The following is a 16,030-nucleotide window of genomic DNA, read 5'->3' as shown; positions in this document are numbered from 1 at the left end:
TCCCTAATTTTAGAATAGAGATGCTTCATCTTCTTCTGAAGTGTTGCTTATAGTATCGACTCCACCATGTTCGTCTTTGTATGATAGAATGGTAATGAGGTCTTCTCGATTTAACATGTGGAGAATGTTCGAATCTTGAGTAGAAATCACCTTGTCTAATAGACGAATTTTCTTTTCAATCAGGTAGTGGATACGTTCTTCTAACGTATCCTCAGTCATGAGTTTATAAATAAATACAGTATTTTTCTGTCCTATTCTATGAACACGATCCAAAGCTTGATTTTCTTTGGCAGGGTTCCACCAACGGTCGTACATAATGACGACATTTCCAGCAGTGAGGTTAATTCCTGTTCCTGCTGCGAGTAACGAACCTACGAATACGCGACACTCTGGATCTGTAGTGAAGTATTCTATTTCCTCTTTTCTATTTAAGGATTTCCCTTGAATAGAGGCATATTTCACCCCGATCTCTTCAAGATACAACATGATAATGCGAATCATGTGAATGTATTGTGAAAAGACAACAACCTTATAGCCTGATGATAATGAATCATGGAGAAGACGTACAAAAGCCTCCCATTTCCCTGACTCGTGTTCTCTGTATTTATCAGGATTTTTAAAGAAAATCGCAGGATGGTTACAAATTTGTTTTAAGTGATTCAACAATGCAAATACGTGGAGGTAGTTGACTGTTTGTTCTTCTGGAGATTCCAGTTGTTGAATTTGCGCTTTTTCTCTTTTCAATGTAGATAGATACAACTTCTTCTGTTCTGGAGACAAAGTGCAAGGAATAATCGACTCTACTTTTTCAGGGAGCTCAGGAAGAACAAGTTTTTTCGTTCTTCTTAAGATGAAAGGCCGCGTTAATTTTAATAACAAATCCTGAGAAGGGATAATTTCATCATCTACTTCAGCAGTATGCTTTTTTGTGAAGAGCTTTTTAAATAAAGCATCTGATGGGAGGTAGTTGGGGAGAATGATATCTAAGAGACCCTTAAACTCTAGAAGGTTATTTTCTATAGGGGTACCTGTTAAACCCAATTTCATTTGGGAGTCCAATCGACAAAGAATCTTGTGAATTTGGCTATTTTTGTTTTTAGCCATATGAATTTCATCGAATACCGTGACGGTAAATGAAAGCTTGTAAAACTTGGCGTAATTTTGCCTTAGAGTGCCATATGAGGTGATAATCACATCGGCAGGAGGCAGATGTTCAGGTTTATTCGGACCATGAAAAGAAAAAATACTTACTGTAGGCAAATGCGTTGCTAATGTGTGTTCCCAGTGAGGAAGAACACTTGTTGGACAAACAACAAGAAACTTGGGACGTTCTGTAGGTTCTGCAGATTGGAAAACAATATCTAATAGAGCTGTAGCTTGGTGTGTTTTCCCTAATCCCATCTCATCACAAAGTAATCCAGATAGACGGTGGTTGTACAAGAACCATAACCATAATAAGCCGCTGTTTTGGTACGGGCGCAGCTTGTGATCCGTAGAGAACAGGCTTTGTGGAATAGGAGGAAGACATGCCGCTTTAAGTTGTGAGAAGAAAGCTAGATCAGATTCACTGGCTTGAATTTTTTCATGCGTAGATAACGGAGCTAAAGCATCCAATTTAAAAATATCAGTGACTGTCGCTATTACGGTGTTTTCAGGGATGAGACACTTTTGAGAAGCAATGAATTGTTTTAAAAATTGGAATAGGCAGTGTTGGAAATTTAAGAAACCTGCCTTAGTAAAAGCAAAAGCTCTTTTATTTTTTAGGGCTTGTAGTACCGTACCTAAAGGTATAGAACCGATGTTTGTTTTGAGTTCTAACTGCAAATGCAAAGGAGAGGATGGGTGAGGACGTGTTATGGATCGTATGACAAGCTCAAAAGTTTCAGGTAGGCGAAGCTGAGGATCTACAAATACAAGCTTATCGTTTTGGAAATTCTGATTAATAAAGTCAGGGACTTGTTCTGGAGGAATTTTCTTTGGTAGAGAACATAATGACTGTAAAGGAGTTGGAAGTAAGTTAAATCCAAGATTTTCTCGATAAAGGAAAACGCCAAATAATCGACAATTTTCTTCTTCGAGTCCTTGAAATACTGGTTTTAAATATAACCCAGACCCCTTAGTTTCTTTATGTACTTCAAAAAAGAGATTTTTTAATGGTGGTGTAGGAGCAAAGAAGTTAGGAATAGTCCTTAACACAACCTCATGCTTCATGATGAAGCTAGGAATTTGGTCGGCCTCTACGATTAAACCATCTTGAATCTCTAGATCAGCTTTTCTTTGTAAGAAGAAGCCTTGCCCTGAGTAATATGTCCAAGGACCATAATGAATGTCGATAGAAGCAGGATTACCTGTATTGTAATGGAATAACAGAACGCCTTGTTGTGTAATGTTATAGGTGAGTTGCCCTTCAGGAACTTGGTTAGTAAATACTTCGAATCCTGGTTCTCGAATTAACGAACCCTCGTTATTTAAAAACTCTTCAACTTGATCTGCTTTAATAATAAATGAAACTTGAGGAGAGAGTAGTCCCTCTATTGTGAATAGTCCTCTTTCGGGTACATAGCAAAAATCCGGGTAGATTAATTCCCCATTTTCTAAATCGCCAGGGGACTCTAAATATGCTGAAAAAGATAAAGAAGAATCCCTTAAGAAATGGATAGAGTAGCGGATAGGGCGTTTCTCAGCGTCATAATGTAGTAGAGAGAGTATCTGTTTTTTCAATGTTGCGGGAAGCAGGGAAAGTACATAGATGGAAACAGAAGTTTCTTGTGGAGGCAAAATTACCAGTTGAGATCCTGCTACATAGCCGACGGAACCCAGTTTTGTTACAGTCTGATTTTTATCATCCTGTTGTACAGGGTTGATTGTGAAATATATTTTAGATTCTTCAGGAGCGACACGCACTTTTGTGACGGAGAAATCTTGGTAATTTCCAGGAAGAGACGTTTGTGCGAAATTGATCTTAGGAAATAGGGATTCTAAAGTAGCGAAATCAAGAATTTCTCCTTTTAGAGAGATCCCTTCCCATTGTAGAGAAAATTGCGTAGGGAATCCTTGATTGTTTTCAATAAGGTCTAACTTTGCTCCTGCTTCAGCGAAGAAAAAGAGGCGTTTTGCTATACGATATAGGGCAGATTGTAGGAAGGTTTTCTCTGTAGCGATGTTAGGTTCTGCAGATTGATGGACGATAGGCAACCATTCTGTAAAAGCTTCGGGAGACAGTGCGGAAATCTCTAAAGAGACATGAGAAGATGCTATAGAATAGTGTTTATCACCATCGGCGTGTAGCCGCGCTCCTTCTGTGAATAACTTAAGGAATAGCGCATACCAGAAAGATAAGTTAAATTTATGGTGTAGGGGCAACCATCCGTGTGCATCATAAGCAGAGAAGAACGCTGTCATCAAATGAACACAACAATCCCCATCAGGGCAACTGCATGAGGCAAAGGTCAGATTGTCAATGTTACTGAATTTTAACGTGCTGACCCAATCTCCATGAGGAGAATCTTCATCAGGAATTCGGATATTGTAACAATCTCCAGAAAAATCTAAAGCAATGTCGTGGCGATTCGTAGCGAGGTAATCCATCGCTGTTTGACGAAAGCCAGCTAAAGCGTTTAAAACCATAACTTTATGCTAGTTAGCAAATACAAGCGTTAACTCAACTCACCAACCGTAAAACGATTGTAAGAGAGAGGGTTAAATAAAACAAAGCTTGGACGTGTCGGAAATTCCACAACTTATAAGCAATACTTCCGCAAGTCAAAGCGATTAATGCAGGATAACTTAGCTGTAGTAAAGGTAATAGAAGGAGACTGATATTTTCGAAGTTTAAAATAGAAATTAGGTATGAGGGTATCAGAGTGAAAATTACTGCATTAGAGTACGTCATTCTTTTTGATGAGATGATGCGGGCTAAAAAGTCAGCAAAGATCCCAACTAAAGCTATCTCTGTCGTTAAGCAAGCTACAAACACACATACACCGGTTAATAAACTATTTGGTCCGAGAGCAATAGCAGAAATTCTTCCTAGAATTTGTCCTTTACTTACATGGGCTAGCAAGCCTGCGTGCCGAGAAGCACACAACGCAAATCCTAGATAAATTAATCCAAGAAGTGCTGCAGCTAAAGCAAAAGCTAAACCTAAAGTGCGTTTGTCTTTTTTATTGATTTTTTGAAAGTTTAAAGGTGTTTCATCACTAGCCTCTCCATTTTCTAGCAGTTGCCTTATAGAAATTACAACAATAGAGCAAAAGAAGAAGGCTGCAAGAAGGTCCATAGTATTGAAGCCCTCTATAATTCCTGCTGACCATGCTTGTTTGGAGCTTACTGATTCCATAAAGCTAGGATTTGCAGGAATGATTAATCCTTTAAAGATTATCCAAATGAGAGTCACTAACATCACTGGGAAAAATACAGAACCCAACCATTGGATAAGTTTACTGAGTTTGCAAGCAAATAGATAAATCAAAATACAACAAATCAAACTAAAAATAGGAAGATTAGGAATGAATGTTGTTTTTGAATCCGATAGAGATACTAAAGTGGCATGCGAAACAGCGATCGCTCTAGGTATCCCTCCAAAAGGACCTATCAAACATAAAATTGCTATGATGAAAAACATTCCGGGCATTTTTCCAATGGAAGAAAAAAAAGCTTTATAATCTCCGGAATACAATAACATACTGAATAAGCCCAGTAAGGGAACGCAGACAGCACTGAGGATCATGCCGAAACAAGCAAGCCAAGGATGAGCGTGGTAATGATAACCCAAGGCTAGTGGGAATACTATATTGCCTGCTCCAAAGAACATGGCGAAAATAGAGCCTCCTATCGACCAAACAGAGAGCTCTTTTTTAGAACTAGCCCTATTAGAAGCGTTTTTATTCATTATATTAAAAAATTGCGATATCGAGGTAGTAAGTAGGTGCCCAGTCTAAAAGATTTCTACGTTAGAAAGCAAAGTAAATTTCATTCACGACATATACAGAGGAAAAACTTTATACGAAACTCTTTCTATTTTTAAAAACAGAACATATTATTTCTTAAGGGGTTTTGTTTGTTTTTTTTTCATAAGATCTTCTGGTTAAATACGCACATATTTTGCATTTGTTTGTGTCGTGGTAGAGAGCAGGGCAGTACTCTCTGGCGTAATAGATGAGTTGTAAATGGAGTTTTGGAGAATTAGATTCTCCGAAAAAAAGAACGAGATCTTTTTCCGCTGCTGAAGGACTTCGTTTATTAGAGATTCCCCAACGTTGGGATAATCTTAAGATATGCGTATCTACGGGAAAGGTCGGTATTTTATAAATAATTCCTAAAAAAACAGATGCAGTTTTCCTTCCCACTCCTGGCAATTGTGTTAGTAGCTCTAGAGAAGCCGGGGGTTCCCCAGTGTATTTTTCTAACAATATCTTCGCTAAATTATGTAAGTAGGCAGCTTTTCTCCTGCCGAGGCCGCAAGGCGAGATTAGGGAGTATAAGTTTTCTAAGGGCAGTTGCACTAAAGTCTGCGCATCAGGAGCCAGGGAGAACAACCTGGGGGTTACAGCATTTACAGCTTTATCGGTAGAATTTCCTGAAAGTAAAATAGCAACAAGGAGTTGAAACGGAGTTCTCCACCCCGTTAATGACGGTTGTGGATCAGGGAAGAGCTCGTCTAAAGTGGAAAGAATAAAATTTTTAATGCAATCTCTATTTCCCAATACAAAACCTGCTAAAAATTTCTCCCAGTATCGTTTCGTTAATTTCAGATCCAGAAAGATTCCCTGTAGTCTGAAGAGCTTGTCTTAATTCTAAAGCAATGAACTCAGGGGGGAATTGATGCTGCAGTCCTTCCTGAGCTGAGAGCAAATATGTGCGCATCTGTTGTAGTATTGTATGATGGCGCGAAGAAACAAGAAAGACTTTTGCATTCTTGCCCAACTGTTGTTTTTGCATCCATTTTTGGATAAATTGTTTGAGCTCAAAAATACCTTCCCCTGTTTTTGCTGAGACAGCTAATTGGGGCAAGGTAGTTTCAATATGAGGGGGTGTTCCAAGATCGGATTTGTTCCAAAGAAGGAGGGAGGGTTTTCGCATTAAGATTTCTGGAAGAGGTGGTGGAGGTTGAGTGACATCCATAACCCAAAGAATTGCCTCGGACTCTTCCATAGCAGCAAGTGCCCGCTCAATACCTTCTTGTTCTATAGGATTATTGGTTTCTCGTTGTCCTGCAGAGTCGATAAGTCGAATACGTTTCCCTTGTAACATCCAGGTTTCTTCTAATATATCTCTTGTAGTTCCGGGGATATCCGTAACGATGGCGCGATTTTTATTAGTTAGAGCGTTAAGAAGAGAAGATTTTCCTGCATTAGGGTGGCCTGCCAATATAATACTCGTTCCTTGAGCAATCTTTTGCCCTTGATCAAAACTAGCAATGAGGTCTTCGATGATCAAAATCGCCTCATTTAGTCGATGCAGCGGTTCCTCCATATCTGGCTGTTCTTCTTCGGGGAAATCCGCAAGAACTTCAATAAAGGCTAGAGACTCGATAATCAACGAAGAAATTTGTTGAACTTTCTTTGAGAAGTGTCCTTGGAAATGGTTCTGCGCTATATGAAAGGCGTCTAAACTATCAGCAGCAATAATATTTTGAATAGCTTCTGCTTGAATAAGATCAATTTTTCCATTGAGAAATGCGCGTTGAGAAAATTCTCCAGGGAGAGCAGGGCGAGCTCCTTCGGCTATCAAAGCTGCTAAGATTTGGGAGCAGGAAAAATAGCCTCCATGACACTGGAGTTCGATCACATCTTCCCCCGTGAATGAACGCGGAGCTCGCATGATTAATAAAAGAGTTTGATCGATCTGCTGGCCATTGTAACTTACCGTGCCTAGATGTGCTGTGTGGGAAGAAAAAGACGGTACGGACCCGGAGAAAATTTTGTCTGTGATTTGAATAGCTTCTGGTCCCGATACACGGACAATGGCAATACTTCCTTCTCCGGGAGGTGTGGCTATGGCAGCAATAGTATCGTTTTTAATCATGAAAATGGATGAAAATAAAACTAACTTGAGAGTTAGGATATCAGGTTCTCCATTAAAGATGTAGGCAGGTTTTTTAACGATTTCTATTTAATTAGTTTGGAATATTTTTAATAACTTTCTATAGTCGCCTGTTTTGATCTCATAGGTCGAGGACAAGTGAAGAAACTGCAGTATATTGATCGTTTAACTAATCAAAGAGTGACGGAATTTGTATGTTATGAAAAAACTATGACGTTTCTATATAGCTCTAAATTAGGAAAAAGACTCTCCACGCTATTATCTAGATCTCCAATCCTGTCACGTATCTATGGTTGGATTCAAAAACGTTCTTGGACACGTAGAAAAATCCCCGGATTTGTAAAGAAAAATCATATCAACACAAAAGACTTCAAAAAATCTCTTTCCGAGTTTTCCTCTTTCAATGATTTTTTTACTAGAGAGCTCCTCCCTGAAGCGCGACCAATTGCTCAAGGAGACAATATCTGTGTGACGCCTGTAGATGGTGCCTATCTGATTTACCCGAACATAGCGGAATTTGGAGAATTCGTTGTTAAATCGAAGCGCTTTTCTCTTTCAAAACTTTTAGGAGACCCTAAACTTGTTGAAAAATATGCTTCCGGCAGTGTGGTTTTTGCCCGTTTAGCCCTTTTTGACTACCATCGTTTCCACTTTCCAGTAGATTGTTTGCCGGGGCCAACGCGCATTATCAACGGGTATTTATTTTCTGTACATCCGATGGCGTTAAAAGATAATTTTAATATTTTTTGTGAAAATAAGCGTACACTAACTGAGCTGAAAACGGAGGCTTTTGGAGATGTACTTTACCTAGAAGTAGGGGCATTAAATGTTGGCTCTATTATTCAAACCTACAAACCTGGGGAAAAGTATTCTAAAGGTGATGAGAAAGGCTTTTTTGAGATAGGCGGATCTACTGTTATTGTGTTGTTTCAGCCGGGATCTGTGCAATTTGACGCAGATTTATTGAAAAATTCGCGCATGGGATTGGAAACGCGTTGCCTTATGGGACAATCTTTAGGGCGTTCTTTGAGAGAATAATTTTAAAGACTTTAAAGGTTTTTTTTGGTATTGCAAAGAGAGAGAAAAGAGAGAGTTGGCGAATTATGTGGCTAGTCATCCTATGGGCTTTAGTTGCAAGTTTGACAACAGCTTTAGTTTTTAAAGTCTATTGTCACGTTTCCCGTTTCCGTCGTTACGCAGTTCAGGTGATTCGAGAAGTTCATCTGAGCATGGAGCTGAAGGAATGGTCTGTCGCAGAACAAAAACTCTTACCCATCTTAAAAAAACGTTGTTACCGTCGTCAGTGTTTATTTGACTACATGCGTATTCTTCGCAATTTGAGTCGTTTTGACGAGGTAGAAAAACTATTAGACGAAGCACGAAGGTTAAATTTACGTGGGCCTCAATTTTTGTTAGAGATTGCCTACAAAGCGTACCGTCATGGTGCGTATAAAGAATCGTGTCACGCCTTTTCTTTAGTTTCGAAAGAGATATTTGAAGAACAAGATGCCGCGAAGTATGCATCAGCTTTAGTGCATGTCGGGGACTTAGATGCTGCGTGTAGTGTAATTGAACCGTGGATTTCTCCGCTATCCCATCAAGAGACCTACATTACTGTTGGAGATATTTATTTTATATCTAAGCGGTACCAAGACGCTATAGAGTTTTATAATCGTGCCTATACTTTAGGTCCGTGCCCTTTAAAAGTTATCTATAATTTGGCTCACTCTTCTCGTATTTGTGGTAATTATTTAGAAGCTGGGAAGCTATTTCGCAAGTTATTGTCAGAGCCGGCTTATAGAGAGGAGTCTCTATTCAACATCGGTTTATGTGAACAAAAACAAGGGCGATCTAAAAAAGCTCTGCTTATTTATCAAAGCAGTGATTTGTGGTCCCGAGGAGATGCTTTGTTGATGAAGCACGCTGCTTTAGCAGCTATGGATCAAGGTGATCACCATCTAGCTGAATATTGCTGGGGTTTAGCATTTCAATGTTGTACATATGCTGAGGATTGGCAATGTAGTTTGGGTTACGGCTTTAGTTTATGTTGTTTAAAGAAATATTCTGATGCTGAGAAGATGTACCTTAAAGTGATTCAGAAGTTCCCTGATTGTCCTACGGCATGCAAAGCTTTAGCCTGGCTGTCAGGAGTTGGATATGCATCAATAGTGACAGCAGAAGCTGGTTTAGAGTACGCAAAAAAGGCTGTACAGCTCAATCATTCCTCAGAAACTTTAGAATTATTGAGTGCTTGTGAGGCTCGTTCAGGGAATTTTGACACTGCTTATGAAATACAAGCATTTTTGTCAGGTCAAGATGTGTCTTTGCAGCAAAAGAAGCGTCGTTCGCAAATTATGCGTAATTTACGCCGAAAGCTACCTTTGAATCATCAGCATGTTGTAGAAGTAGATACGCTACTTGCTGCTTAAATTCTTTTTTTATTTCTCTATCTTTATGATAAAAGTTTTTTGCCTCCTTTTCTGGAGAAAGAAGAATATAAGAGAGGGAACTTTTGTTCCTTTTATTCACCATAATCGAGTATGGTATTAGCAGATGAGTTTTCGTAGGAATTAATAGATTATTTTCCAAGCAATTATATTAAATTAAGCGACGTATGTTAGATTTTCTTAAACGTTTCTTTGGATCTTCTCAAGAGCGCACCTTAAAAAAATTTCAAAAACTTGTGGATAAGGTAAACCTCTATGATGAGATGCTAGCTCCTTTGTCTGATGAGGAGTTACGTAATAAAACAGTAGAGTTAAAAAAGCGTTATCAGGAAGGCGAATCCTTAGATGATATGCTTCCCGAGGCTTATGCCGTAGTTAAAAACGTGTGCAGGCGTTTAACAGGAACTCCTGTAGAAGTATCAGGTTATCATCAAAATTGGGACATGGTTCCCTATGATGTGCAAGTTCTTGGTGCTATAGCTATGCACAAGGGCTTTATAACTGAGATGCAGACAGGAGAGGGGAAAACTCTCACTGCTGTTATGCCTCTATATTTAAATGCATTAACAGGCAAGCCTGTGCATTTAGTCACAGTTAATGATTATCTTGCTCAAAGGGACTGTGAGTGGGTTGGCTCTATATTGCGTTGGTTAGGTTTAACTACCGGAGTATTGATATCTGGATCTCCTTTAGAAAAAAGAAAAGAAATTTATCGTTGTGACGTTGTCTACGGTACAGCATCAGAGTTCGGGTTTGATTATCTCAGAGATAATTCTATAGCAACTTCTGTTGATGAGCAGGTCGGTCGTGGGTTTTATTTTGCTATTATCGATGAAGTGGATTCAATTTTAATTGATGAAGCTAGAACCCCTTTAATTATTTCTGGGCCCGGGGAAAAACATAATCCTGTTTATTTCGAACTTAAAGATAAAGTTGCTGACCTCGTTCAGTTACAAAGGGAGTTATGTAACCAGTTAGCTCTTGAAGCGAGACGGGGACTAGAATTGTTCTTGGATATGGATATCCTCCCTAAGGATAAAAAAGTTATTGAAGCTATCTCTGAGTTTTGTCGTAGCTTATGGTTGGTTAGTAAGGGAATGCCTTTAAACCGTGTTTTGCGTAGAGTACGCGAACACCCTGATTTGCGAGCAATGATAGATAAATGGGATACTTATTATCATGCTGAGCAAAATAAAGAAGAGAGTTTAGAGAAGCTATCTCAGCTTTATATCATTGTTGATGAACATAATAATGATTTTGAATTGACAGATCGTGGCATGCAACAGTGGGTGGATAAGGCTGGAGGTTCTGCTGAAGATTTTGTCATGATGGACATGGGGTATGAATATGCTCTTATAGATAGTGACGATTCGTTATCTCCGACAGACAAAATCAATAGAAAAATAGCAATTTCCGAAGAAGATACCAGGAGAAAAGCTCGAGCTCATGGCTTGCGCCAACTATTAAGAGCGCATCTTCTTATGGAACGCGATGTGGATTATATTGTTCGTAATGATCAAATTGTCATCATTGACGAACATACAGGCCGCCCACAACCAGGTCGTCGTTTTTCCGAAGGACTGCATCAAGCAATAGAAGCAAAAGAACATGTTACTATCCGTAAGGAATCACAAACTTTTGCTACAGTTACCTTACAGAATTTCTTCCGTCTGTATGAAAAACTCGCGGGTATGACGGGAACAGCGATTACTGAGTCTAAAGAGTTTAAAGAGATTTATAATCTATACGTATTGCAGGTTCCTACGTTTAAAGCATGTTTGCGTGTAGACCATAATGACGAATTTTATATGACAGAGCGTGAAAAGTACCACGCGATTGTTAAGGAGATTGCCCGTATACATGCAGTGGGGAACCCCATTCTCATAGGAACGGAGTCTGTAGAGGTTTCTGAGAAGCTTTCTCGTATTTTGAGACAAAATCGTATAGAACATACAGTTTTAAATGCGAAAAACCATGCTCAAGAAGCAGAGATTATTGCAGCAGCAGGAAAGCTAGGAGCTGTGACGGTAGCCACCAATATGGCTGGTCGTGGTACAGATATTAAGCTGGATGAAGAAGCTGTAGTTGTTGGAGGTCTTCATGTTATTGGTACGAGTCGGCACCAGTCACGCCGTATTGATAGGCAGTTACGTGGGCGTTGTGCACGTTTAGGAGATCCTGGTTCGGCTAAATTTTTCCTATCTTTTGAAGATCGTTTGATGCGTTTATTTGCATCTCCCAAGTTAAATGCGTTGATTCGTCATTTCCGTCCTCCTGAAGGAGAGGCTATGTCGGATCCTATGTTCAATAAGCTCATTGAAACAGCACAGAAACGGGTTGAGGCAAGAAACTATACTATTCGAAAGCATACTCTTGAATATGACGATGTTATGAATAAGCAAAGGCAGACGATCTATGCTTTTCGTAATGATGTTCTACGCTCTGAAGATATCTTTAGTTTAGCTAAGGAATCCATATATCATGTTGCATTGATGATCGCTTCGTTGATCATGAGCGGTGATCATCCTAAAGGGAATTCTCTTCCTAAGCTAGAAGAATGGATGAACTATTCTTTCCCTCTGCAGTTGAATATTGAAGAATTGAAAAGATTGAATTCTATAGATGCCATTGCAGAACAGGTGGCTGATGATCTTATAGAAGTTCTTCAGAATAAGTTTGCTTCTATGGTGCAGGAAATTACAGAAGCAGCTGGGGATGAAGTAGATGCTCAGGGTATCTGTAAAGATATTATACGCTCGGTCATGATTATGCATATCGATGAGCAATGGAAAATTCATCTTGTAGATATGGATTTATTACGTAGTGAAGTAGGTTTACGTACTGTCGGTCAGAAAGACCCTCTTATCGAATTTAAACATGAGTCGTTCTTACTATTCGAAAGTCTTATTCGCGATATTCGTATTGCTATTGTAAAGCATATGTTCCGTTTAGAGTTGACGATGACTAGAGAACAACGGCCTCAAAATGTCGTGCCTGTTGTTGCCACATCTTTCCAAAATGATGAAAATTTCGGTCCTTTGGAACTCACAGTTATCAGTGATTCTGACGATGAATAAAAGGAACTTTAGGGCTGGGCTAGCTTCCAGCCTTTTCCCTTACGTTATTGATGTACAGTTTTAAATAAATACGGACCACTCGGACCAGGATTGTGTGTCGTGGTGGCGTATCCAAAATGTTCTGTGATTATCCCCAATCAGAAATTGTACATGATGATCGCGATTGCGTGTTGTCATGCAAATGATAATGTTGCTTAATGATTCCGATCCTTTCGGAAAATCTTTGGGGGCATTCACAAATGTTTCTACATTTGTAGTGAGAAGGAAGTCTGATTCTAATAAAGAGTTAAAATCGTAAGTTTTGCTTTCGATAGTTTTTGGAGGAATATTGAACCACAGGTCCCATGTCCCGTTGAGACAACTACGCGTGTAGGCGTGATTGTCTTCACTAATGTAAAATTGGCGTATTACGCCTTTAAGGATCGATTCTCCAAGCACGATAAGGAGATCACCATTTTCTTTCTCTTCTTCAACATAAACACCTGTCTCTTGGTATTTGTCTAAGGAGAAAGCCTCTTCTGATTGGTAAAGAAGCTGATCAAGTGAATGGTGGTAATCAGCTTCTGACATATCGTAACGATCATGGTTCATGGTTAAAGTCTCCAAGAAATAATTAATTTGTTATTATTATTTTTTTAATAATAATATTTCATTTTTTAAACAAATTAATTTGTTCTTTTCGTTTTTTCTTTAAATTCTAAATCAAAAGGAACACCGTATAAATTAAATGCTGATTTTAAAGTATTTTTTAAATAACACTCGTAATGTTTAGTTAATAAGGACTTCGCATTAATAAATAGTAAGAACTGGAAGGGTGTCGCTGTTTTATGAATAGCATAGTACACACGTAGTCTTCTTCCGTTAATGACTTGGGGATGATGTTTCTGTAGAGCTAGGGCGAGTGTTTTATTCACTACCGGTGTGGGGACTTTACTTGATACTGTTGTATGGAGTTCATCAATCGATGAGAAGATCTGACGTAGGTTGCGTTTTGTCGCCGCAGATATGCAAAGGATCTTCGATTGACCAATATACATATCTGTAGCACGTAGGTCGCGAATGTAATGTTCCATCCGCACGCCTTCAATCAAATCCCATTTGTTCACAAGAATGATGTGGGGCTTTTTCTGTTTAGATATCAGAGAAAGAATACGTTTATCATAAGAAGATAGGTGATGCGTAGCATCAATGACGAGTAAGCAAATATCGGCACGCGCTATAGCTTTTTCTGTTCTGGAAGAAGAGATCCATTCTATAGAATTTTTCACGCTTTTCATTTTTCTCAGACCTGCGGTGTCTATAAATAGATACGACCGGTCATTATGAGAATAAAGAATATCGATATTGTCACGAGTAGTTCCAGGGACATTATCAATGATGCAACGCTCTTCATTTAATAGTGCGTTAATGATCGAGGACTTCCCGACGTTAGGACGACCTATAAGAGCAATTTTTAGGGGTTTATCCTCCACTGAAGACACGGAAAAGTCGGAGTCTTCGTTTTCGTAATCGGCTAGAAACTCTTCGGTTTCTAAAGACTCCACGACAGGAACTTCTTCCTCATGAATTTCTTCTACAGGCTCCTCAACAACTTCAGGAACATTAGCGAGAGTTTTAATTCTGTGTATAAGATTATCGATATGTTTATCGTGACTTGCGGATACAGCAAGAATATCAGAGATTCCTATTTTATATAGTTCGTGAATACGGTATTCGTCTTTGAGTGTATCTGCTTTATTTGCGACGAGGATCAAAGGTTTTTTTAAGCAAAGAAGTTGTTTCGCAATCTCTGCATCTAATTCTGTAATCCCGCAGCGGATATCAATGACAAGCAGTAAGATATCCGCTTCGTTTGCTCCAGCTAAAGCTTGCTTGTAAATATGTTTTTGGAAGTGATCTTCAGAATCTTTGTCTACTCCTCCAGTATCGATGACTTGTACAGGGATTCCCCATCCACGTATCTCTCCGTATAGTCGGTCTCGTGTCGTTCCTTCTTGTGAGTTGACTATAGCTAAAGATCGTTTGCACATGCGATTGAAAAGAGAAGATTTCCCTACATTGGGTCTTCCTAAAATAGCAATCCGTAGCATGATAAGCTCAATTAATCTAAGTTTTGAATAATTATAGAGAAAATAATAAGAGCTAAAAAATTAAATCTAAAGAAATAAAATCGATTGAGTGTTTAAGGGAAAAGTTTATTTTGTGATATTTCTTACTTCCAGAAACCTTTTTCCTTAAGCAGGGTTAAAATTTTTTCTTTATCATGGCATTCGTTTTCTATAGAAAGTGTCTCAGCTTCTTTCAATAGATCTCCGAGTAGTCTGCCTGGTGCAATCCCTCTAGAGATGAGATCAGGAGCAGAAACTAAGGGAGATGCCGTTTTGATTCTGACAATGAATTGTTCTAAGCGTTCTTCTAGTTCCTGAACGCGGGCGATGAAATTTTGTTGTTTAGAAGGATCTTTTTGGGTTGCTGAAAATAGAGATAGAAATAGATTTGCTGTCGGAGAAGCTAGAAAGTGTGCCCAGAAAACACGATTATTACTGACATTCTGGAACTGAGGAAGTGCTTGATACCACAGTTGTATTAGTTTCAAATCTTTGTTTGATACTCGTAAACGAGTAAAAGCCACGCAAGCAGCTTCTTCGCTCACACCTTGAAATAGAGGAAGTAGAAAGCAAATTTCAGGGAAATCTAGAGGATTCAGTCTTTTAGCGAATTCGATACTTGTGCGCAGTAAGCTCGGAGGAATATCCCGAAGCTCGGGGAAAATTACAGTGATGATTTTCAGTCGTATCAGTAAGGATAAAGCTTCATAAGGATTTTTTTTCAGCATTTTCTTAAGTTCCTGCCAGATTCTTTCTGGAGATAAGGAACATACCAACGAAGGGGCTTCCTTAATAATGGCACGTTCTGTGGCAGGATCTAAAGTAAATCCTAAAGAGGAACTAAAACGTATAGCACGTAATATACGGAGTTTATCTTCGGAGAAACGTAATTTAGGATGACCGATCGCACGTATTACACGCTTTTCGAGATCTCTTCTTCCTTCAACAAGATCAAAGAGCTTTTCTTCAAAGGGATCGTAATACATCCCGTTTATTGTAAAATCACGGCGTAAAGCATCTTCTTTCATTGATGAAAATATCACACGTTCGGGATGCCGTCCGTCTTGATAATTTTCATCACTACGAAATGTTGCTACTTCGAATAAGCGGTTATTTTCTTTAACAACGATGATACCGAAAGCGGCTCCTAACGCTAGTGTGTCAGGAAAGATAGTAGAAACAATAACAGGAGGAGCGCTAGTGGCGATGTCAATTTCTTCTATGGGTTTGCCCATGAGCATATCGCGAACGCAACCACCAACAAAATATGCTTGGTAGCCGGCATTACGCAACTTCAGGAGAATCTTTTTTGCAGCTTCTAGGGCGATTGTTGTCATTACATCCCTAAATAAAG

The 16,030-nt window shown here is 39.1% G+C and carries 10 protein-coding genes; 3 read left to right on the top strand and 7 right to left on the bottom strand.

All coding sequences use genetic code 11. The annotated features are described in order from the left end of the window. Positions 1-9: 9 nt before the first annotated feature. The 4 genes from FI836_RS02270 to mnmE form a co-directional block, all read right to left on the bottom strand. Entirely contained in the window at positions 10-3,627 is a 3,618-nt protein-coding gene (locus FI836_RS02270) for a DEAD/DEAH box helicase (RefSeq protein WP_014944047.1), read from the bottom strand. A gap of 34 nt (positions 3,628-3,661) precedes the next feature. Then, the gene (brnQ, locus tag FI836_RS02265) at positions 3,662-4,891 is read right to left on the bottom strand and encodes a branched-chain amino acid transport system II carrier protein (RefSeq protein ID WP_013462751.1); all 1,230 of its coding nucleotides are present in this window, start codon (positions 4,889-4,891) and stop codon (positions 3,662-3,664) included. A gap of 154 nt (positions 4,892-5,045) precedes the next feature. Next, a complete protein-coding gene (locus tag FI836_RS02260) occupies positions 5,046-5,705 on the bottom strand; it encodes an endonuclease III domain-containing protein (RefSeq protein WP_006343587.1) in 660 nt (219 codons plus the stop codon). Further along, positions 5,695-7,026 (bottom strand): tRNA uridine-5-carboxymethylaminomethyl(34) synthesis GTPase MnmE, encoded by a 1,332-nt coding sequence (gene mnmE, locus FI836_RS02255; protein WP_014944046.1) that lies wholly within the window; start codon positions 7,024-7,026, stop codon positions 5,695-5,697. The genes FI836_RS02260 and mnmE overlap by 11 nt, the downstream gene beginning before the upstream one ends. 156 nt (positions 7,027-7,182) lie before the next feature. On the opposite strand from mnmE, the gene FI836_RS02250 reads away from it, so the two are divergent. The 3 genes from FI836_RS02250 (at position 7,183) to secA (ending at position 12,568) form a co-directional block, all read left to right on the top strand. Next, a complete protein-coding gene (locus FI836_RS02250) occupies positions 7,183-8,082 on the top strand; it encodes a phosphatidylserine decarboxylase (RefSeq protein WP_014944045.1) in 900 nt (299 codons plus the stop codon). 65 nt (positions 8,083-8,147) lie between these two features. Next, positions 8,148-9,473, top strand: coding sequence for a tetratricopeptide repeat protein (locus tag FI836_RS02245; protein WP_006343584.1), 1,326 nt, complete (start codon positions 8,148-8,150; stop codon positions 9,471-9,473). A 185-nt stretch (positions 9,474-9,658) separates the two neighbouring features. Continuing rightward, the gene (secA, locus tag FI836_RS02235; RefSeq protein ID WP_014944044.1) at positions 9,659-12,568 is read left to right on the top strand and encodes a preprotein translocase subunit SecA; all 2,910 of its coding nucleotides are present in this window, start codon (positions 9,659-9,661) and stop codon (positions 12,566-12,568) included. A 60-nt stretch (positions 12,569-12,628) separates the two neighbouring features. On the opposite strand, the gene FI836_RS02230 is transcribed toward secA, so the two are convergent. The 3 genes from FI836_RS02230 to FI836_RS02220 form a co-directional block, all read right to left on the bottom strand. Continuing rightward, positions 12,629-13,159 carry a hypothetical protein gene (locus FI836_RS02230; RefSeq protein WP_014944043.1) on the bottom strand — a complete coding sequence of 177 codons (531 nt, stop codon included), beginning with the start codon at positions 13,157-13,159 and terminating at the stop codon, positions 12,629-12,631. 74 nt (positions 13,160-13,233) lie between these two features. Next, complete coding sequence (der, locus tag FI836_RS02225; RefSeq protein ID WP_014944042.1) at positions 13,234-14,658, bottom strand: ribosome biogenesis GTPase Der; 1,425 nt, start codon at positions 14,656-14,658, stop codon at positions 13,234-13,236. A gap of 122 nt (positions 14,659-14,780) precedes the next feature. Next, entirely contained in the window at positions 14,781-16,013 is a 1,233-nt protein-coding gene (locus FI836_RS02220; protein ID WP_014944041.1) for a CCA tRNA nucleotidyltransferase, read from the bottom strand. Between the last annotated feature and the right edge of the window lie 17 nt (positions 16,014-16,030).

It is taken from the genome of Chlamydophila parapsittaci (assembly GCF_006385615.1).
Taxonomy (GTDB): Bacteria; Chlamydiota; Chlamydiia; order Chlamydiales; family Chlamydiaceae; genus Chlamydia; species Chlamydia psittaci.
The sequence above is the reverse complement of the archived record's forward strand: the minus strand, read 5'-3'. Positions and strand labels throughout refer to the sequence as shown.